The organism is Desulfoluna sp. CYM3A (assembly GCF_056829965.1).
Genome location: NZ_CP186556.1, coordinates 957,595 through 976,915, shown reverse-complemented (window position 1 = coordinate 976,915; position 19,321 = coordinate 957,595). Strand labels below are relative to the sequence as shown.

The following is a 19,321-nucleotide window of genomic DNA, read 5'->3' as shown; positions in this document are numbered from 1 at the left end:
GTTCACCCGCCAGCTCATGACCGGGCAGGTGGCCGCCATGAAGACCGGCATGGCCAAAAGCTTCGGGGATTTTAAAAAGGAGTTTCTGGACTATGTGGAGACAAACCGGTCGGAGGGGACCTTCCTTGCGTACAAGCAGGGACTGAACAAGGCCTCCTCCTGCTGGGGGGATACCACGGATGTGAACCAGATCAACACCCGCCACCTGGACAAGCTGGGCAGCGACATGATCCGGGCGGGCCTGCTCGGCCACGGTGAACAAACACTACCGCCACGTGAAGGCCGCCCTGAAAAAAGCCCGGCAGTGGGAATACATCGACCACCCCATTGTTTTCCCCAAGCCCGTGAAAGAGCCCAAGAGCATCCGCTACATTCCCAAGGAGCACATGGCCCGGATCATGGCCCACATCGAGGAGCCGGGAGTTCTACGACTTCTGCACCCTCTCCTGCTACCTGGGCCTCAGAAACGGCGAGGCCCTGCGCCTGACCCTGGCCGACGTGGACAACCCGCCCGACTACCTGCGCATCGTGCCCCTGGAGCAAACCGGCAACCCGGGTGCCCATCAACGCCACGGCCCGGGAAACCCTCTCCCGATGCATGGCCCGGGCCAGGGAGAAGCGTCAAAGATCTTCTGCTGGACGTCCCGCACCCACACCGGGCACAAGTTCAAACGGGCCGTGCGGGCCGCCGGGTTCGAGAACTACCGCTTCCACGACCTCCGCCACACCTTCGCCTCCTACCTGGCCATGGGCGGCGCCAACCTCCAAGCCATCCAGGAGCTCATGCGCCACGAGTCCATGGCCTCCACCCTCATCTATTCCAAGCTCTCCCCGGATCACCTCAAGGCCGCCTCAGAACAATTTTGCCTTACCTTAGGCCCCATGCCCCTCCCCACCTGCACAGATGAATAAGAAAAGATTTTGCCCCAGGGGCGCACATGCTCCGGGGCATCGCCCCTTCCCATGTGGTGACGGACTGCGCCCGTGCGTGACTTTTTTTGGCGAGGTGCCACGGGGTGGCCATGGCAAAGGGGAAGCATTGGTTCAATGAGAGGGGGTTCGGCGGGGCGTATTCATTTTTCAACTGAGAATGAAACTGTAATGAAAATGGCCGATTTTGGCCCATTTTGTTACAGTATGAACGCAAAAAAGTTTCTTACCCATTGGCAAGAAACTTTTTACAAGATACCGAAATCGCATATGAATTTTTATGGTACCCGGAACGAGAATCGAACTCGTACAGACTTGCGTCCGAGGGATTTTAAGTCCCTTGCGTCTACCAGTTCCGCCATCCGGGCAGAGCATAAAAATGGCCCTGTTCGACGTGTGTCGAAAGGACTGTATCTCTTTACTCGATTTTTTTTTGAATGGCAACCGACAATTTGGGGCTGAAGGATTTTGTGCTCCTTCGTAGCCTGAAAGGGGAAAGAAGCGCCCCGGCCCTCTGATGGCAAGGGGATGCGGCCACGCGGCTTATTTTACGGTGCGCCTTGCAACCCGGATTTATTTCTGCTACAACCCCCGAAATGAAAGAAAATCAACATATTGATACCCAACGGCTTGTCCTTGCATCCCAGTCTCCCCGACGGAAAGATCTCCTTGAAGAAGCCGGAGTCCTTATAGATATCCTCCCCAGCTGTGCCGATGAAGTCCTGCCGGAAGGGGTGGCGCCTTCGGGCTGCGCCATGGCACTGGCCCGGCTCAAGGCGCGGGACGTCGCCGAAACCCATCCCGAACGATGGGTCCTGGGGGCCGATACCATCGTGGTGGTGGACGACACGATTCTCGGCAAGCCTGACTCAGCAGACGACGCGCGGCGCATGCTGTCCCTTTTGTCCGGGCGCAGCCATCAGGTGTGCACCGGGTTCTGCCTGACCAACAAGGCCCTTGAGCGGGAAATCTGTGACGTTGTGGTCACCGAGGTCACCTTCAAAGCGCTGTCCGAAGCCGAGATAAGCTGGTATATTGGCACGGATGAGCCCTTTGACAAGGCCGGTGCCTATGGAATCCAGGGCAAAGGAGCCTCCCTGATCAGGGAGATCAAGGGCTCGTACACCAACGTGGTGGGACTGCCCATCTGCGAAGTGGTGGAACATTTAAAGGACATCGATCTGGTGGAGTTCAGATAGCACGAGATGAAAGATCGCATTGAACGTATTGAAAAGCATATAAGAGAAGCCGCCGAAAAGGCCGGACGCAACCCCGACGAGATCCGACTCGTTGCCGTCAGCAAAATCAAACCCGCGGATATGGTCAGAGAAGCCAGGGACGCCGGTCAGACAATCTTCGGCGAGAACTACATCCAGGAAGCCGTAGCCAAAATCGAGGAGGTCGGAGACGACAGCATCGAATGGCACTTCATCGGCCACCTCCAGAGCAAAAAGTCGAAGTACGCGGCCGGGGTATTTACCCTGATCCACTCGGTGGACAGCCTGAAGTTAGCCAAAGAGATCAACAAACAGGCGGCCAAAAAAGAAGTGGTTCAGCCCATCCTGATCCAGGTCAACACCAGCGGCGAAGAGAGCAAGTCCGGCACCACGGCCGAGGAGGTCATTGAGCTGGTGCGAGAGGTGGCCAGCCTGGAGAATGTTGCCGTCAAAGGCCTCATGACCATGCCCGCCTTTTTTGACGACCCGGAAGGGGCCCGGCCCTATTTCCGCCAGTTAAGGCTCATCAAAGACCGTATTGAGGCCCTGGGCATTCCCGGCGTGGAGATGAAGGAACTCTCCATGGGCATGAGCGGGGACTTTGAGGTAGCCATCGAAGAGGGCGCCACCCTGGTGCGTGTGGGCACGGCCATCTTCGGCGCACGGGACTATTCTGCCAAGTAAGACCATGTCGCCTCCGGTGGCCCCCGCCGGAGGCCAAACTTTTCAAAAGTTTGACAAGCAGATTTATAGGGCTATTTCGGTTTTTTCGAAAAGAGTTGGTTTTCCGATGGCCTTGTTTTGGTCCTCCGCCCCGTTGGAGCTCAGGACCAAAAGGGAATGTAACCGAAGAATTTTTGCGGCACGCTACGCCGCAGGCTTTTGCACAGATGGGAGCTTTATTTAAAAAAGCGCCCGTAGGAGGCACTGAGCGACCATGAAAATTTTGATGCACACATGCTGCGGCCCCTGCGCCATCTACCCGACACGGGTGCTTCGCGAAGCTGGCCACACCTTGATGGGCTTTTTTTACCGCCACAACATCCACCCCTTCACCGAGTGCATGAAGCGTGAAGAGGCCATGCAGCAGTTTGCCGAATCCTGTGATTTAAGGATGATCTACCAGGAGGGATACGAGCTGGAGGCCTTTCTCCGGGGCGCCGCCTTCCGGGAACAAGACCGATGCCGGGTCTGCTATCACGACCGGCTCCGGGCCACGGCCCTTCTTGCCAAACGCGGGAAATTCGAAGCCTTCACCTCCACCCTTCTCTACAGCCGCCACCAGAACCACGAGCTCATTCGAAGCATCGGCGAGTCACTGGGCAGGCAGGTGGGCGTAAAATTCTACTATGAAGATTTTCGCCCGGGCTGGAAGGAGGGCATCGACACCTCCAAAGAGATGGGCCTGTACCGGCAGCAGTATTGCGGATGCATCTACAGCGAAAAAGACCGGTATGCGAAAGAGATAAAAAAGGTAAAACAGGTGATAGGTGATAGGTGATAGGTGATAGGTGATAGGGCTTTGCCCTCGCCCCGCGATACAATAAAAAAGGGCGACCCCACGGTCGCCCTTTACTGTTTCAGTATCCTTCCCTACCTAATTACCTATCCCCTTTTTTTTCCGAGTAACCGCCACCCCTCTTACACACCTTCCTCACCTGCAACAGATCACAATACCCCTGGAAAATCTTGGCAATGCCGTCCTGCTTCAAACTGGTCATCCCGTCACGGACGGCCTGGTCCCGCAGCTCCTCCATGCGGGCGCTGGTCTGGATCAGCTTGCGCATCTCATCGGTGCCTTCCAGGAGTTCATGGATGCCCATACGGCCCCGGTAGCCCGTGTTGCTGCACTTGTCGCAGCCTTTGGGGCGGTGCAGCATCAGGTCATCCGTAGGGAATTCTTGAAACTCATCGAACTCCTCCTGGCTGCCGAACTCCCACCAGTTCATCGTACTCGTCACGGCTGGGGTGGTACTCCTCCTTGCAATCCTTGCACAGGGTCCGCACCAGGCGCTGGGCCAAAATGCAGAGGATGGCGTCGGCAAAGTTAAAAGGGTCCATGCCCATGTCGAGGAGACGGGTGATACTTTCGGGCGCGCTGTTGGTGTGAAGGGTTGAGAAAACAAGGTGGCCTGTAAGGGAGGCCTCGATGCCGATATGGGTGGTCTCCCGGTCACGCATCTCCCCCACCATGATGACATCGGGGTCGGCCCGGAGAAAGGCCCGCATGGCCGCAGCAAAGTCGAAACCGATCTTCTGCTGCACCTGGACCTGCCTGAGGCCTTTCTGAGTGATCTCCACCGGGTCCTCGGCCGTCCAGATCTTGCGTTCCTCGTCGTTGATCTTGGCCAGGGCGGAGTGGAGGGTGGTGGTCTTGCCGGAGCCCGTGGGGCCGCAGACAAAGATGATGCCGTAAGGCTTGTTGATCATCTCCACGAATTTATCAAAGTTCCGGTCGGAAAAGCGCATGTCCTCCAAGGGAATGGGCTCTCCGGCCGCCAGGATCCTCAGCACCACATCTTCCATACCGCCCTGGGTGGGCACGGTGGCCACACGAAGCTCCACGTCAAGGCCGCCGTAACGCTTGAACTTAATCTTGCCGTCCTGGGGCTTGCGGCGCTCGGCAATGTCCAGGTCACACATGATCTTGAGGCGCGATACAATGGCATTCCGGTACTGGTAGGGAATGGTCTGGTAGACCGCGCAGGCACCGTCAGTACGAAAGCGAACCTTGGTGTTCTCCTTGCCCGGATAGGGCTCGATATGGATATCCGAAACCCCTCGGTTGTAAGCATCGATAATGATCTTGTTCACCAGCTGGACCACCACGCTGCTCTCTTCGCTCAGACTGCTTTCGGCCTCTTCGATCTCATCTTCTTCATCGGCCAGCTGAGAGATGATGTCGTCAATGGAGGATTGCTGTTTTTCGTCCTGGGTAAACAGGGTGATGTAGTTAAGGATATCCTCTCGAAAGGAGATAAAAAGCTCCAGCTCCCTGCCCGGGAAAAGCACGCGAATCTGCCCCATCTTCTGGGCATCGTGGGGGTCGTCCACGATGATAACCACCTTATCCCCATCGGACCTCAGGGGCACCCAGTGGTTGTTGCGCATAAAGGGTACCTTCAGGTCCTCTAAAAGCTCTCCGGGGATGGGCATGCTGCTGTTGTACTCCACAAAGGGGGCCTTGTAGTAGCGGCTCAGGGCCTCGCCCACGTCACCTTTGGGAATGTTAAACCGGGAGAGGAGCACCTGCTCCACCGTCTCGCCGGTCTCCCTGGCCATCCGTTCGGCCTGGGACAGCTCCTTCTGGGTCATGATGTGATTTTCTAGGAGGTAGTCGAACTTGCTCTTCTTGTTTCGCGCCGCACGCTTCTGGTTGTACAGGGCGATCCCGATGATCTTGGCGATCTCCTGGAGGTTCTCTTCGTCCTGTGCGGTAAAGACATCCCCCTGCTTGCGGTTCATGAGCTGAACAGCGCCGAGGAGGTAAGTTTTGTAGAGGATGGGAACCACCAGCATCTGCCGGGTCACAAAGCCTGTCCTGCGGTCCCAGCTGGAATCAAAGGTGATGCTCGGGTCGATGGCGGCCAGCTCCTGGTTGTCGTGGACATCCTTGATGTTCAGGAGGCTCTTTTTAAGGACACTGTAGCCGGCGATGCTGGAGGTGGTTATGGACAGGCGGATCTCGTCGATCTCCGTGCCGGTCTTGAACCGGGAGACGATCTCCCGTTTGACCCCGTCCACGTAGTAGATGGTGATGCGTTCGGCTTCAAAGAGGGACTTGATCTCATCTTTGAGATGAATGATGATGTCGTCCAGGTTCACCGCAGCGTAAATTTTGTTGCAGATGTCCTGAAGACGGGTACGGTAGGTCACTTCCTGCTGAAGGTTTTCGACTTCGCTCACCCCGTTGGTCGCTCCGCTCACAGCCCACTCCTTTGCTAATCACCGCATGGGCGACCCTGTAAGGGCCCTCGCAACGGAAAAGGGGACGGCACTTGGGGGGGGGTCGCCATCGACATGAAAATCTATGATTTGGTGGATGAAGGTTCGTACCGCTTCTTTATGGGGATCGATCCGGTGTCTTAGGTGTCCCTGATCCCGGGTGCAGGGTATCGGCGGGATGGTATCGCCCTCATGTCACATGTTTTTTTCATGTGACGCCGGTACGAACAACTCGTTTAAGGTTAATGCAAACCTCGGAAGATAAACCTTTTTTATTTTTCGTGCATCCTTACCCTTCACTGGACCGGGTCAGGAATCTTCTCCTGTATTTCCCTTGAGCTTCTGGATGCCGCCGCCCATAAGAAGGATACTGATGAGATAAAAACAGAATTTCATCAGCAGGACCGTCCCGCCGGATAGCTCCCGGATTTCCTGAATTTGCCGCGCTTTGGACGGAATGGTAAAAAACATGGCCAGCCCCATCAGCAGCAGCATGGCACCCCAGACTTTTTTCATCGCCTCTCCCCCTTATCGTCTCCACTCAGATACCCGCCGGACGGCCCTTTCCGGCCCTACGCGGACGCATTGGCAAAGCCCCCTGTCACGCAGCCCCCGCAATCTCTTGCCGCACCAGCTTACACAGCGCCGCCGAGTTCTTCAAGCTCCGCGTTGAACGATGCCTCCAAACGGTCCAGCTCATCGGACAGGGTTTCAAGGACCTCAAACCCCTCGTCGATGACGGCATTGTGATGGTGCAACTCCTTGGACAAAGAGGTAATCAGGGCCGAATCACCGCCCTGGGTGGCTTCAAGCAGAGCCTCATTGATCCGGTCGATCTCTTTTTCACTGGTATCGATGGCCTCCTCGGCAGCGGTCATCTTCTTTCGCAGGGGGGCCGTCTCTTTGTTCCGCCGTGAGATGATGGCGGAACGCAACTTGCGGCTCTCTTTTTTTCCCACGGATTTCTTAGGGGCCGGCGCCTCCGCCTCATCCATGGCAAGGGTTTCCGATACGGCGCCTTCGGGCTCATCGCCCCAGCCCACTTTGTTGAGGAACTCGGCGTAGGTACCGTCAAACACCTCCACCCCGCCGTTGCGGAACACCACCAGGCGGGTGGCCACCGCGTGGAGAAACATCTCGTTATGGGTGACCATCACCACCGTGCCGTCAAAGTTGTCCACGGCGGCCATGAGGGAATCGCAGGACTCCATGTCCAGGTGGTTGGTGGGTTCGTCCAGAAACAGAAGGTTCAAAGGCGTCACCAGCAGTTTGCCGCACGTCGCCCGAGTCTTTCTTCTCCCCACCGGAGAGCACCGAGCACTTTTTCAGGGCCTTGTCCCCTTCAAACATCATGGCCCCGCAGATGTTTCTCGCCTGTTGGCGTTCCACATCGGGGTGGGCGTAGAGGATCTCTTCTTCCACGGTACGCATGGGGTTGATGCTGCTGACGTTGGTCTGCTCGTAAAACCCGGGGGCTGCCGAGGGGTGATGGGTGATGGTACCGGTTTTGGGCGCCAGCTCCCCTGCCAGGAGCTTCAACAGAGTGGTCTTGCCCCGACCGTTCTGCCCCACCACGCAGATGCGATCCCTTGCCCCCAGGGTGAGGGAAAAGTCGCGGATCAGCTCCGGCCCACCGTCGTAGCCGAAGGAGAGATTCTCGGCCGTGTAGAGCTGCTTGCCCTTGATGGGGCAACTTCGAAAACTGAACCCCAGGGTATCCAGGGAAGCCAGCTTGTCTTTTTTCTCCATTTTGTTCAGGGTCTTCACGCGGGACTGCACCATGTTGGCAAGGCGCGCCTTGGCCCGGAATCTGGAGATGAAAAGCTCCATCTCTTTTCGCTTTTTCTCGTCGTTGAGACGGGTCTTCTCGTAGATCTCCTCTTCCTGGGCGATCTGGGTATAGCAGGCCTCGGTGTTGCCCGTGACCTTTCTGGCACGTCCCCTGTGGATCCCCACGGTATGGCTCACCACACGGTCCATGAATCCCCGGTCGTGGGTGATGAGCAGCAGCTCACGGGGCCAGGCCTTCAGAAAGCCCTCAATCCAGCGAATAGAGGTGATGTCCAGGTAGTTGGTGGGTTCGTCCAGAAGCGAGGCGGCCCGGATCTGTTCGACCAGCACGCGTGCCAGGTTCAGGCGCACCTGGAACCCTCCGGAAAAAGATCCGGGATGTTTTCCCATGGCTTCCTGGGAGAACCCCAGGCCCGCCAGGATCTTCTCCACCTTCCAGAGCTGATCCGCCTCATGCTCGGGCAGCCCGAGGGCGGCTTCCGCAAGGACCGTCTCTTCGGTAAAGCGGATGTGCTGCGTTACGTAACCGAGGCGATAGTTTTTCGGAATGGTCACCTGGCCCGAATCGGGCTCTTCCTCCCCGGTAATCAGTCGAAAAAGGGTGGTTTTTCCATGGCCGTTACGGCCCACCAGCCCCACACGTTCCCGTGTGTTGATCTTGAAGCTGACGTCATCAAAGAGTTGCTGCCCACCATAACTTTTGGTGATATTTTCGAGGTCACCATGGGTCTCCCAGAATTACCTTGGTCCGGTTGATTCCAACGCTTCCGCAGAAAATATGCGGGTTATATCGGAGGGCTGTCCCCTTGTCAACGCCGGGGCAGGTTCCCGGAGTTCCGTCAAACGTCCCGGCCACGCAAAAAAGCCCCCGGTTCCCCTGTGTTAAGGCTTGGGGTAACGGGGGCTCTCATGGACACCGGCCTGTGGCGGTGATCCGTCAGGAGGCCTTTGCCGCTCTTTTTTTCATGGGACTCATCAGGGCGGTCCCCGTGATCACCACGGTGCCGTCCTGATTGGTGCAGACCGTCTCAAGGATCACGCGATTCTTTTCGGCCATCACCTCCACCACCTCGGCCCGCGCCGTGATGGTATCGCCGATATACACCGGCGCCGTAAACTTGAGTTCCTGGCTCAGGTAGACGGCCCCCGGCCCCGGCAGGTGCGTTCCCAGCACATTGGAGATAAGGCCGGCCGACAGCATGCCGTGGGCGATGCGCCGCTTGAAAAACGTCCCGCTGGCATAATGCTCGTTCACGTGGGCCGGGTTGAAATCCCCCGTCACCCCGGCAAAGGTGTAGACATCCGATTCAGAGATGGTCTTGGCCACCTCGGCGTGATCTCCCACGGCTATGTCATCGATGCTTTTCCCGTTCATGCCCTCTCCTTGTTTGCCTTACCGGTTCACCGCAGGCAAGGCTCTCCACAAGAGAGCAGCCTTGCCTGGGCTCTTCTGGCCCTGACGTGTCAAGTTGCAGACGTCCAGGCCGACAGGCCTCGTCCGGTCTCCCGGTCGGCCAGCCACTGGATAATCTCCGGCGCAAACTCCTTCTGGGACCTGGAGCTCACGTAGATGCCGATGTGCCCGGTGTCGATGCAGAGATCCCGGGCATCCCGGCTTCCCACGGCACTGATCAACCGGTTGCAGGCCTCCGGTGGCACGAGGTGGTCCTTCTTTCCGTAGATGTTGAGAAGGGGCATGGTGATGTTTCTTAGATCCACTGTCTTGCCCCCCAGGACCATCTTGTTCTGGATCAGCAGATTTTTCTGATAACAGTCCGTGATAAACTGGCGGAAGGTGGCCCCGGGGACATCAGGGCTGTCGAAAATCCATTTTTCCATCCGCACGAAGTTCTCGACAAAATCCCTGTCCCCCATGTTCCTGGCAAAGTTGTTGTACTTATCCAGCATGAGACGGGCCGGGTTCAGCAGGAGAAACCCCAGGTTCATGACATCGGCCGGCATGTTCCCCCAGGCGCCGATGAGCTTGTCCACGTCCAGTTCCCTCATCCAGCTGTGGAGAAACCCGGCATCGGTGTCGAAATTTGTGGGGGTGACGGTGGTGATGAGGCTGTTGACTTTTTCAGGGTGAAGCGCCGCATACATGGTGCTGAAGGTCCCCCCCATGCAGATCCCCATCAGGTTCAGGGCGGAGAGTTCCTCCCTTTCCAGCACCACGTCAACGATCTTGTCCATGTACCCGTTCACATGATCGTCGATGGTGAGGTGCTGGTCTTTACGGGTGGGGTATCCCCAGTCCACCATGTACACGTCCAGGCCGCTCTCAAGGAAGATCTCCAGCACACTGCGTCCCGGCTGAAGATCCAGCATGGTCTCCCGGTTGATCAAGGCATACACCACCAGCAGGGGCCGCTGAAAAGCCTTCCGCTTGGTCTGTGCACGGTAGTGTTTCAGCTTCACGCGGTCGATCTCAAACACCACCTCAAAGGGCGTATCGGCAATGGTCGTGTCGAGCTCCGACTCAAAGACCTCCATCCCCCGGCGTGCTCTGTCCAGGCTGTCGGTACCGTACGCCATCAACGAGGTGAACGCATCCACCACAGGGTTTGCCATACCTTCCATGGAAGCGACCTCCTATGGGGTTTTCCCGGCCGGTTTCGCCGTTGGTTTTGTCGGTTTTGAAGCCTTGTCCGGACTTTTCGCCGTCACAGGCGCAGACGGTTTCCCGGCGGGAGTCGCAGTGCGGGGCGTCTCGCTGGGCTTGGCCTGGGCCGACGGCGCCTTGGCCGTCTTTGCAGCCTCTTTTGGCTTCACAGCCGCTTTCGGTGCAGTCTTGGCTGCCTTGGGGGCGGCCTTGGGCTTTGCCGCTTTTTTTGGGGCGGGTTGCTGGGCTTGCGCAGCCTGGGTCAGTGCCTCCACAGAATTCTCAAGGGATGAAAGCGTCTTTTTGATGCTGTAAAGGTCCCTGTAAAGGTCGTCCAGGTCGTTTTCCGACGGGACGCCCATCAGTTTTAAAAAATCGCTGATGAAATTCTGACGAGCCATGTTGAACTCTCCCATGGCCGAAACCAGGCGTTTCAGGAGCCCCAGGTACTCCTCGGAACCGTACAGAGTGAAGTAGCCCTGCTCCAGCTCCTTGAGCCATGTTTCGTACACGGACTCAGGGGTCAGGGTACGACGCTGCTCGTCGGTGAGCCCCTCAATGGTGACCTGCACCATGCGCATGGACTGCTCCAAAGGGGAGAACATGAGGAACATGTACTCGCCCAGGGTCAACAGGAACTGGTTTCCCTTCTCCACCACCTCAACAACCTTCTCCTGGTAATTTCGCGAAAGCCCCAGGGGAGGAATGGAGATGAACCGGTTCATCTCACCGGACATCAGCTTGAACACCTCTTTAAAGGTGCCTTTTCCGCTGAACATATCCGGAACGCCCATGCCGAAGGCCTGCTGTCCCCATCCCATGGAGGGGCTGAAGCCATCGCCCATGGAGACAAAATTCTCCCAGCCACTCTTGGCCATTTTCTCAAACTGTTTGAATCCCTCTTCCCTTACCTTTTCAAACTGACCGGCAAAGGTCTCCGGCGTACACGATTCCTGAAACTGTTTCCATGCGTCCATGGCAGGTTCCCAGGGCTCCCAGGGGTTGTACTCACCGGATCCCGTACCGCCTGCGCCAGACTCCTGGCCGGGCCAGGTAAAGCCCGCCATGCCCTCCCAAAATCGCGTTGAATTCCTGACCACCGCATCCATAAACTGAGAGGGATCCATTCCTTTTGAATCTTTACGGGTCATGTCCTTTTCCTTCTTTCATTATGCAATCAGGTTAACGTGCTGAGACCAAAGCAAAGGAAACAGCCCAGCCGAACAGAAAGGCTCGGGCTTTCCTGTGTTCATCGTTGGGCGTGGCAATGACGGATTGTGTGGCTGAAAATCGTAAAACGCCTGCCGGTGAAGGCCAGGAGGTTGCCGGGGTCAAGAATGGGAAAAGAAGGAAGGCGAGCAACTATGGGTTCGAATCGGCGAAGCATCCCCGGGAACCTGTGCACCGTTTATACCACTAAAAGCAGGAGCCCTGTCCATAAGGCCCACATCTCAATTTTTCGTGGAGATCTCCCAGGCGAACGAAATCACAGGACAATCCCCCGAAAATAGCGGGATAATCCTCCGGGAAATCACCACAGCCCGCTACCGGTCGCTGCGAAGGCCCTTGTCCGACGCAGGGTGACAGGTGCGAAGCGTCTCTTCAAGAAAGTGAAGCTCTTCAGACGTAAACACTTGTTTGGTTCGACAATATTCTGACTGGCGGGTGGCCCCGGGGCGGGGAGAGGGATCGGCGGCGAGTTTTTCGACCTGCTTCAAGGCATCGTCAATCACCTTGATCAACGCTTGCTGCCGTCTCTCGTCGAGGGGATTGGAAGCATGGACGGTGTAGGCTTTACGGCCCCCTGACAAGCGGGCCGACCTCTCCCCGTCGTTTTCGGAGCACGGCGGATCCAATTCGTTGATGAGACGCTGGCACGTGTCCATCAACGTATGAAACCGACGGGAGAGAAGGGTTGTATCATCCATGTTGTGCGGCTTGTCCATCAGTCCCTGGCCTTGGTTATGGGGTCAACCGGCTGTTGGTATGGAACGGAAAAAATGACAACTGCAATTCTAATGAAACCGGGTACAGGCGAAGAGGCGTTTGATTTTATATCGTATTATTTGACCCGTAATCGTTGACCGACATAGATACGGGTTTTGTCTTTCAGGCCGTTCATGTGGATCAGTTCTCGCTCGGAGATGTGATATCTCTTGCTGATCCTGTATAACGTCTCGCCTTTTTTTACGACGTGATAAGAAGAACGCGATGAAACCACGGGCCTGACGGGCAAGGCCCTTTTTTCTACTTTTACTACGTTATCTTTCGTTTTGACGGGATTGTCAACACTTTTTTCATGGCGTTCCAAACGCTTAGCAACCCCCACCACAAGGGATTGGAGTCCGTGCATCTGCTGCTTCAGGGTAGCGATCTCCCCCGGGTCACCCTGCCCCCCTTCAGCCAGGAGGCTTTCAAGCTTGAGAAGCCGGGCATCCAGCTCCCTGACCTGTGCAGCCAGCGCCTCCGAGGCGCCACCCGCCGCCACGGGGCCTGCCCCCTCCCCGCCTCCGCGGGATACCAGAAAAATCGAGCCCATAAGACAAAAAAGGCCGACACATACCAGGCCCACTGTTTTCAACGAAATAGACTTAACCATCACTTCCCCGATCGATCTGAACATTCTTCGCCCTTCAACAAGCATCAATCCATTGCCGCACATCATCATTATTTTGGGCACCATGCCTCTTTGGGCTGGTATTTTGGCAAGGCCCCCGGTTATGATAAATATGTAGCACAGCACCGGCTTCAAACCCAATTGAAAAGGGAACAGGGAGCCGAACCGCCGGCCCGGATAGACACGCCCATAATTATTTCGGCCTCTCCGGCCCCCGGGTAACAAGACATGAAAAATCAGACAACCCATCAGGAGTAACGGCTTCACCATGAGCAAGCATACTTACCGTTTTGTTGAAGAATACACCGGAATCGCAATGTATGGATGGGATCTCGAAGGAGATCTCGACACCCTTAAATACTACCTTCAGAAGTTTTCCGACGACTCCTTCCTTGATCTGATCATGAAAAAGCTGGACCAGGAAGACCGCGACGCCATCTACAGCCTCCTGACGTCCCTTCTGAAAAAACATCTCACTGAACCGGAGTACCACCGACACTTCCTCAAAGACGGCACCCATTGACACCGGTCGGCCGCCACCGACAAGCCCATCAATCACACTGTGGAGGTACCCCTCCCGGCCGGGAGATAATCCCGATCCGACGGGGATTCCACGGGGTTGACAGGCGGTTTTCCCCAACACCCTGAAAAAACCGACGGGAGAAAGACAATGCACCCTGCCCCCACCCCATCAACGGGCACCTACACACCGGGTCTCGACCCGGACACCGATGCATGGTTCACCACCTTTGTTCTTGAAAATCACCTGGACTACTTTGCCTATCCCGGAGAGGTCGCCACCCCGGAGCAGGTGAAGTTCATGGTGTTCCTCGATGAAAAGGAACGTTACTTTCCCTGTTCGGAGGCCACGTTCCGGGAGGTGATGAGCCGCGATCCTTCTCCCTACCTCCAGCAACGATATCTCACCGCCTTGAACCACATCCTCGACCTCATCGACGCCACCATCGAGGACCCCAAGGAGAGGGCCTACCTGACGACCCTCATCAAAACCAAATACGCCCACGAGACCCGTGATGAAATCATGATCCCCTCCCGGGTAGAAAAACGGCTCCTGCGCATCTTTCTCAACCGCACCCACATTGCCGATCCGTTTCAGGAAACCAAGATCAAGCGCAATGAAACAGCCGCAACATTCCTGGCTTCGCCCCTCTTCCGGGAGGCGTTCCAGCACATCGGGGATGCGGACATGACCCCGGCCCGGGCCATGACCCAGGTGCGGACCCGCCTCGACCACATGGCTGTCAGGCGATTTTTGAGCCTGCTCACCGCCCCTGAGATCTGGACGGGCAACCAGCCCTGCCCGCACACCGAAGAGGCTATTCAGGCCCTGTTCCAAAAGCCTGTTTCGGGCAATGCAGCCGACACGTTCTTCGACTTTCTCGGCATCCCCGCTTCCGGGGAACGCCACCAGGGCACAGAACGGCGCACCCTTTTGTGGCTTGCCGACGAATCCGGCGAGGTCATGGTGGACCTGGCCCTGATCCGCTACCTGGTCAACCTGGGCCACAAGGTGGCCGTTGCTTTCAAGGCAGGCCCCCTCTTTTCCAAGGCCGAAATCCTGGGTACACAGGAAGACCCCACTCTCATGGAGGCTCTGGACGGCTCGTTTTTCATCCGCAGCGACTCCCTGACCAAAAACCAGCTCGTGGATATCCTGCGCCAGGAAAGCGACCTGCTGGTCCTCTCGGACGGGACCCACGAAAAACTCAACCTGCTTCTCACCTCCACCACCTTTGCCCGGCTGTTCAAAGAGGTGGACTGCATCGTGGCCCGCGGGCCGGAACAGAAAAACCGCCTCTTCGATACCCCCTTCCACTTCACCCAGGATGTCTTCAGCATCTGTGCCGACACCCGGGGGGTGACCATCGACTTCAACCCCAAGTCCCCCCAGGCCATTAAATTTTCCCACAAGGACCTGGAACGCAAAGCTCAGACCATCATCAGCGACATGAAAGCGGCCAAGAAGAAGGGCATGGCGGTCTCCTTCTACAGCGGCATCATCGGATCCATCCCGGGCAAAATCGATGTGGCCAAAAAAATCATGACCGTCTTTATCGCCCACCTTGAAGAGCAGTTCTCCCAGACCCACATCATCAACCCGTCCCTCTACTATGAACCGGGAATGGACGCAGACGACCTGATGTTCATGTGGGAAATCGTGCAGCGGAGCGGGTGCATCGACATTTGGCGTTTCCAGACCTACCAGGACATCGTCACCGCCTTTCAGCTCATGGGCCAGAAGGTCCCCCCCGAGTGGGTGGGCAAGGACGCCACCTACAGCACGGGGTGCACCAAGGAGATGAAAATCGCCATGGAGGTCCAGCAGGTGCACCCTGAGATGCAGATCATCGGCCCGGCCACGGAGAAATTCATGCGGCGCCGGGACTACGGCATCGGAAAGATGTACGACCAGCGCCTGGGACACGTGTCCCACGAATAAGGCGCCCCCAAATAAAAAACGGCGCGTTCGATGGACTCGAACGCGCCGTTGCATGTCTGTTTCGCTCTCCCCGACGTTGGGGGCTCTACTCCTTCCAGAGCTCCACGTCAATCAGGCCAAGCCGGGCGGATAACGCACCAGCTCCATGGTGGAATGGATGCCCAGCTTCTTCATGATGTTGGCCCGGTGATTCTCCACGGTCTTGGGGCTGATGCACAGCTTGTCGGCGATCTCCTTGGGGGTGGACCCTTCGGCCAGAAGGCGCATCACCTCCTGCTCCCGGGGTGTGAGGGAACCGTAATCCGCATCGGTGATCTTGGCGTCCTTCACCGGAAACTTCATGAGCTTCTCCACCACCTGGTGGGACACGGAGCTGTCCAGAAAATATTCGCCCTTCAGCACGGACTCAATGCCCTGAATCAACCGATCCGAAGCCGAATCTTTGGCCACTTACCCCGTGGCCCCGGCCTGAAAGGCCTCGGCAATGTAATCGATTTTGGAGTGCATGCTCACGATCATGATCTTGGTCTCCGGCAGGTAGGAGCGCATCTCCGTCGCCACCTGGACCCCGTTGATGTCCGGCAGCGATATATCCACCACCGACAGGTCCGGCTTGAGCTGGCGGGCCATCTTCAGGCCCTGTCGACCATTTCCGGCCTCTCCCACCACTTTAAAACGCTTGTCCCGTTCCACAATGGTCTTCAGCCCCTCCCTGAACAACGGATGGTCATCAATTATCAAAATATGTTTTGTCTGACTCACGGACGCATCTCCTCTGACTGTTCGGACATGTTGGCCCTTGCAAGATGGGGAAGTCGGTGGGGTCTTCCGTCAATTCGCATATTGCGAACGTTTGATCTTCTGAAAAAAACTTGTTTAGTAATAAAAAAGAGGGGGGCAACTGTCAATAGAATAAATCGGGAGTCGGAGCCCTGCATTGTGATACCAGGCACCGCAGGGCAACCCATGCGCCTTTGTGGTCGGAATTAATTGACCGTATGGGATCTGACGGAAAACCCCATTTCGCTTTCGAAGAGCCCCACCATCATGTCGAAGGTGGTCTCATCCAGGACCGAGGGCGGCCACCCGCGGCCCTCCATCGCCTTGTTGACGATGGCCACGGTAAAGCTCCCGCCGTCCCGGATCACCTGGAACACATCCTTGACCATCCGATGAATCTCATCCGGAGAGTGCCCTTTTTCAGCAAGGTGCCACAAAAGAGAGGTACACAGACGGGCCCCGTCCTTGGCTTGCCCCCCCTTTCCCACAGGAATCTGCCCCATACCCGCTCCTTTCATACCGGTTGCGAAAACGTGTACAACCCGCCCCGCTTCGCCGGTATCCGAACGTATCGTCCGTGATTGACCTGAGTCCTTCGGTGCCACAGGCGTCAAAGCACAACAGCACCATTCCGTATCGGCGAAATAACAAAACCGCCTCCACGATAAAAAGGTACCAATGCGACAACAATCTCCATTTTCCCGAAGTACCGTGATGTCAAAAGAAAATTTTGAGGTGATCGGCGTCGTGCAGCAAGAGGTTGGGGCGCGGCCCCGGAGAAGGGATCAATGGGCGAAATTCGCAGCAGAGATTGACGCTCACGATCATACGATTGAATGATGACGTTTATCCATGAGACAACCCCATCAATTCAATGGGGGCTTCTCCCGAAACTGCTGGTAATATCCCGCTTTACATTATAATCTAAAGGATATATATCTGGGGTCCATAAGACACAGGTGAATTGAAGATTGTTCTCCCCAATTCAACAGACGAACCAGAAACGCCCGGTTCTCCCGCTATTCGCAACAACACTCCTCCGGCGTCAACGGTATAAGCAACATCAATCGATTCATCCCGATTTACAATCGATTCATCGTCCGCCCGGGCTTTTCCCGGCCTGTGGTGGGACGACGGTACACACCGACATGGAGGTACACATGAGTGAATTCCTGAAAACCGTAAGAAACACACAGGGACGTTATCCCGGTAAGCGCGGCGGGAACTATACCGCCGGAAGCGGATACTATAACCAGGACCGCCGGGGCAACGAAAGACGCGGACAATCCCCACGGGGACGAGACCAGGACAACCGGGGATACAATCGTCAGGACGACCTCCTGACCCCCATACGCCAGCTCCTTGAGCAGGTCACGGAAAACCAGAGGATCCAGGAAGGATTTCTCGAGCGACAGACCATCGCATCCGAAGAGGTCGCCGCAGCATTCATCGACATCGTCAAAATCCTGGAACGACTCACCGAAGGGGCCCCCATGCCGGCCCCCCAGGAGACGGCGGCCCCGGCAGCACCGGTGAGCCTGACCCAGCTCACCGACGACCAGCTGCTCTCCCCTGCCGACGAACGCAGAGAAGCCATCAAGATCATGAAGAAGCTGAGGAAAAAAGGGGCAACCTACAAGGAGATCGCCCACTTCCTCAACGAAAAAGAGATCCCCACCTTCTCAAACAAGGGTCACTGGCACGCCCAGACCATTCACAGGCTCTGCAACCAGTAGGGCCTGGAAACAGGAAACCATCCAACCCCAGGGAAACGGCCGCCCCGGCCAATGCCCTGAGGTTGCGGTTTCCCCACCCCGGATATCGGTCTGGTTGGGCCTTTGTTTCATCGGAATCTGCCCACCCTGGGGCACCGCGCCCGGGGTTCTTACCCTCCAGCCTGAAGAACGCCCCCTTAGGATTCGCACCCCATTCCCGTCACAAGCGATGCTGCCACCTGGGCCAGTTGCCGGTAGCGCAGCCTGTCTTCGCAGGTCACGGACTGAATCACCAGCCCGTCGAGCACGGCCACCAGGAGCCGGGCCAGACCGTCGGGAAAGGGGCGACCGCCCGCCATGCGCAGATACCCGTCTTCCACAAGCTGAAACCACTGCATGTACGTGGATTCCAGGCGTTCCCTTAAAGCGGGGTTACCGGACAGGGATTCGTTGATGAGGTAGAGGTGGAGCCGGCTTCGGGTCTTGGAGCCCAAAAGCCCTTCAAACAGAATCCCCAGGACGTCTTCCCACACGGGATGCTCGTCCCCGGTCTCCATCATGGCAAACACCTTTTCCGTGATCTGAGCCATGTGGATGCCCGCGATATCAAAAACAAGATCGTTTTTCGTGGGGTAATAATAATAGAGGGTGCCCTTGCTGATGCCGGCTCTGCGCGCAACCTCAGACAAGGTGGTCTTATCTACGGATTTTTCACTGAAGCACTGCTGTGCCGACGCGATGATCCGATCTTTGCTGTCGCCTTCCTTCAGGCCCTGTTTCACATTCACCTGCCACCGAAATACCCTGCACCCCGAATGGAAGACACGGAAAACCTTGTAGGAATTACAGGCTGTTGATATAAGATTTCAATTTGTCCAGTTCCATGGTGTTTTCACACATAAAGCGAACGGCAAATCCATTGTTTCCTTTTCTTACAACATCACCGGAGAGCTTGACAAGGTCCACACCGGAATAGTCGGAAAAGAGCATCTGGACCCTCTCGCCCGTGGCCGGCCCGTTATCCGATTCGATAAAGACCCCGCCCACGCTGATATCCCGGATGGGATCTGAATAGACCCCTTCGGAGAGGGCATAATCCACATCGGTAAAAAAACAAAGTTTACGGTCATAGGCCCGTTTGGCAACCCTGCCGTCTCTGTCTTGTGTTGTCATCGGAACACCCCGCTTTGTCGTGGTAAACGGTTATGATGCGATGCCCCGCAAGGAGAATCGCTGCGCCCCGTGCCCTGAGGCACCGGAGCG

Annotated in this window: 23 protein-coding genes and 1 tRNA gene; 8 read left to right on the top strand and 16 right to left on the bottom strand. The window is 56.7% G+C overall.

Going from position 1 to position 19,321, the window contains the following annotated elements:
- The first annotated feature begins 37 nt into the window (after window positions 1-37).
- Both ACOYW1_RS05115 and ACOYW1_RS05110 read left to right on the top strand, forming a co-directional pair.
- Window positions 38-487 carry a hypothetical protein gene (locus ACOYW1_RS05115; protein ID WP_482421922.1) on the top strand — a complete coding sequence of 150 codons (450 nt, stop codon included), beginning with the start codon at window positions 38-40 and terminating at the stop codon, window positions 485-487.
- A gap of 11 nt (window positions 488-498) precedes the next feature.
- Complete coding sequence (locus tag ACOYW1_RS05110; protein ID WP_482421921.1) at window positions 499-912, top strand: tyrosine-type recombinase/integrase; 414 nt, start codon at window positions 499-501, stop codon at window positions 910-912.
- Between the two features lie 299 nt (window positions 913-1,211).
- On the opposite strand, the gene ACOYW1_RS05105 is transcribed toward ACOYW1_RS05110, so the two are convergent.
- Window positions 1,212-1,298: transfer RNA gene (locus ACOYW1_RS05105), tRNA-Leu, on the bottom strand.
- A 228-nt stretch (window positions 1,299-1,526) separates the two neighbouring features.
- Here ACOYW1_RS05105 and ACOYW1_RS05100 point away from each other — a divergent pair.
- The 3 genes from ACOYW1_RS05100 to ACOYW1_RS05090 all read left to right on the top strand — a co-directional run bounded on the left by ACOYW1_RS05100 (window position 1,527) and on the right by ACOYW1_RS05090 (window position 3,648).
- Complete coding sequence (locus ACOYW1_RS05100; RefSeq protein WP_482421920.1) at window positions 1,527-2,129, top strand: Maf family protein; 603 nt, start codon at window positions 1,527-1,529, stop codon at window positions 2,127-2,129.
- Window positions 2,130-2,135: 6 nt separating this feature from the next.
- Entirely contained in the window at window positions 2,136-2,831 is a 696-nt protein-coding gene (locus tag ACOYW1_RS05095) for a YggS family pyridoxal phosphate-dependent enzyme (RefSeq protein ID WP_482421919.1), read from the top strand.
- Window positions 2,832-3,084: 253 nt separating this feature from the next.
- Window positions 3,085-3,648, top strand: a complete 564-nt coding sequence (locus tag ACOYW1_RS05090; RefSeq protein ID WP_482421918.1) for an epoxyqueuosine reductase QueH — start codon at window positions 3,085-3,087, stop codon at window positions 3,646-3,648.
- Window positions 3,649-3,748: 100 nt separating this feature from the next.
- Here ACOYW1_RS05090 and ACOYW1_RS05085 read toward each other — a convergent pair whose 3' ends face one another.
- From ACOYW1_RS05085 to ACOYW1_RS05040, 10 genes are all read right to left on the bottom strand, one after another.
- The gene (locus ACOYW1_RS05085; protein ID WP_482421917.1) at window positions 3,749-4,108 is read right to left on the bottom strand and encodes an ATPase, T2SS/T4P/T4SS family; all 360 of its coding nucleotides are present in this window, start codon (window positions 4,106-4,108) and stop codon (window positions 3,749-3,751) included.
- Window positions 4,056-6,074 carry a GspE/PulE family protein gene (locus ACOYW1_RS05080; RefSeq protein WP_482421916.1) on the bottom strand — a complete coding sequence of 673 codons (2,019 nt, stop codon included), beginning with the start codon at window positions 6,072-6,074 and terminating at the stop codon, window positions 4,056-4,058. The genes ACOYW1_RS05085 and ACOYW1_RS05080 overlap by 53 nt, the downstream gene beginning before the upstream one ends.
- 327 nt (window positions 6,075-6,401) lie before the next feature.
- Window positions 6,402-6,608 carry a hypothetical protein gene (locus ACOYW1_RS05075; RefSeq protein WP_482421915.1) on the bottom strand — a complete coding sequence of 69 codons (207 nt, stop codon included), beginning with the start codon at window positions 6,606-6,608 and terminating at the stop codon, window positions 6,402-6,404.
- 119 nt (window positions 6,609-6,727) lie between these two features.
- Window positions 6,728-7,345: a hypothetical protein gene (locus ACOYW1_RS05070; protein ID WP_482421914.1), complete on the bottom strand. Its 618-nt coding sequence runs from the start codon at window positions 7,343-7,345 to the stop codon at window positions 6,728-6,730.
- Window positions 7,260-8,522, bottom strand: coding sequence for an ABC-F family ATP-binding cassette domain-containing protein (locus tag ACOYW1_RS05065; protein ID WP_482421913.1), 1,263 nt, complete (start codon window positions 8,520-8,522; stop codon window positions 7,260-7,262). The genes ACOYW1_RS05070 and ACOYW1_RS05065 overlap by 86 nt, the downstream gene beginning before the upstream one ends.
- A gap of 298 nt (window positions 8,523-8,820) precedes the next feature.
- Window positions 8,821-9,258, bottom strand: a complete 438-nt coding sequence (locus ACOYW1_RS05060; protein ID WP_180147028.1) for a MaoC family dehydratase — start codon at window positions 9,256-9,258, stop codon at window positions 8,821-8,823.
- An 89-nt stretch (window positions 9,259-9,347) separates the two neighbouring features.
- Window positions 9,348-10,463, bottom strand: a complete 1,116-nt coding sequence (gene phaC, locus ACOYW1_RS05055) for a class III poly(R)-hydroxyalkanoic acid synthase subunit PhaC (protein WP_482417237.1) — start codon at window positions 10,461-10,463, stop codon at window positions 9,348-9,350.
- Between the two features lie 12 nt (window positions 10,464-10,475).
- On the bottom strand, window positions 10,476-11,636 hold the full coding sequence (locus tag ACOYW1_RS05050; RefSeq protein ID WP_482421912.1) for a poly(R)-hydroxyalkanoic acid synthase subunit PhaE: 1,161 nt from the start codon (window positions 11,634-11,636) through the stop codon (window positions 10,476-10,478).
- Window positions 11,637-12,029: 393 nt separating this feature from the next.
- The gene (locus ACOYW1_RS05045) at window positions 12,030-12,413 is read right to left on the bottom strand and encodes a hypothetical protein (protein ID WP_482417239.1); all 384 of its coding nucleotides are present in this window, start codon (window positions 12,411-12,413) and stop codon (window positions 12,030-12,032) included.
- Between the two features lie 134 nt (window positions 12,414-12,547).
- The gene (locus ACOYW1_RS05040; RefSeq protein WP_482421911.1) at window positions 12,548-13,378 is read right to left on the bottom strand and encodes a LysM peptidoglycan-binding domain-containing protein; all 831 of its coding nucleotides are present in this window, start codon (window positions 13,376-13,378) and stop codon (window positions 12,548-12,550) included.
- Window positions 13,379-13,418: 40 nt separating this feature from the next.
- Between ACOYW1_RS05040 and ACOYW1_RS05035 the strand changes: the two genes are divergently transcribed.
- Together ACOYW1_RS05035 and ACOYW1_RS05030 are read left to right on the top strand one after the other, a co-directional pair.
- Entirely contained in the window at window positions 13,419-13,625 is a 207-nt protein-coding gene (locus tag ACOYW1_RS05035; RefSeq protein ID WP_482417241.1) for a cytoplasmic protein, read from the top strand.
- A 147-nt stretch (window positions 13,626-13,772) separates the two neighbouring features.
- The gene (locus ACOYW1_RS05030) at window positions 13,773-15,563 is read left to right on the top strand and encodes an ARMT1-like domain-containing protein (RefSeq protein ID WP_482421910.1); all 1,791 of its coding nucleotides are present in this window, start codon (window positions 13,773-13,775) and stop codon (window positions 15,561-15,563) included.
- Window positions 15,564-15,674: 111 nt separating this feature from the next.
- Here the strand turns inward: ACOYW1_RS05030 and ACOYW1_RS05025 are convergent, their stop codons facing one another.
- The 3 genes from ACOYW1_RS05025 to ACOYW1_RS05015 all read right to left on the bottom strand — a co-directional run bounded on the left by ACOYW1_RS05025 (window position 15,675) and on the right by ACOYW1_RS05015 (window position 16,846).
- Window positions 15,675-16,013, bottom strand: coding sequence for a response regulator transcription factor (locus tag ACOYW1_RS05025; protein WP_482421909.1), 339 nt, complete (start codon window positions 16,011-16,013; stop codon window positions 15,675-15,677).
- A complete protein-coding gene (locus tag ACOYW1_RS05020) occupies window positions 16,014-16,325 on the bottom strand; it encodes a response regulator (RefSeq protein WP_482421908.1) in 312 nt (103 codons plus the stop codon).
- A gap of 224 nt (window positions 16,326-16,549) precedes the next feature.
- Window positions 16,550-16,846, bottom strand: coding sequence for a hypothetical protein (locus ACOYW1_RS05015; RefSeq protein WP_180147007.1), 297 nt, complete (start codon window positions 16,844-16,846; stop codon window positions 16,550-16,552).
- A 657-nt stretch (window positions 16,847-17,503) separates the two neighbouring features.
- On the opposite strand from ACOYW1_RS05015, the gene ACOYW1_RS05010 reads away from it, so the two are divergent.
- Window positions 17,504-18,079 (top strand): hypothetical protein, encoded by a 576-nt coding sequence (locus ACOYW1_RS05010; RefSeq protein ID WP_482417244.1) that lies wholly within the window; start codon window positions 17,504-17,506, stop codon window positions 18,077-18,079.
- Between the two features lie 176 nt (window positions 18,080-18,255).
- Here ACOYW1_RS05010 and ACOYW1_RS05005 read toward each other — a convergent pair whose 3' ends face one another.
- Window positions 18,256-18,840 (bottom strand): TetR/AcrR family transcriptional regulator, encoded by a 585-nt coding sequence (locus ACOYW1_RS05005; protein WP_482421907.1) that lies wholly within the window; start codon window positions 18,838-18,840, stop codon window positions 18,256-18,258.
- Between the two features lie 61 nt (window positions 18,841-18,901).
- Window positions 18,902-19,231, bottom strand: a complete 330-nt coding sequence (locus ACOYW1_RS05000; RefSeq protein ID WP_482417246.1) for a PilZ domain-containing protein — start codon at window positions 19,229-19,231, stop codon at window positions 18,902-18,904.
- Window positions 19,232-19,321: the final 90 nt, after the last annotated feature.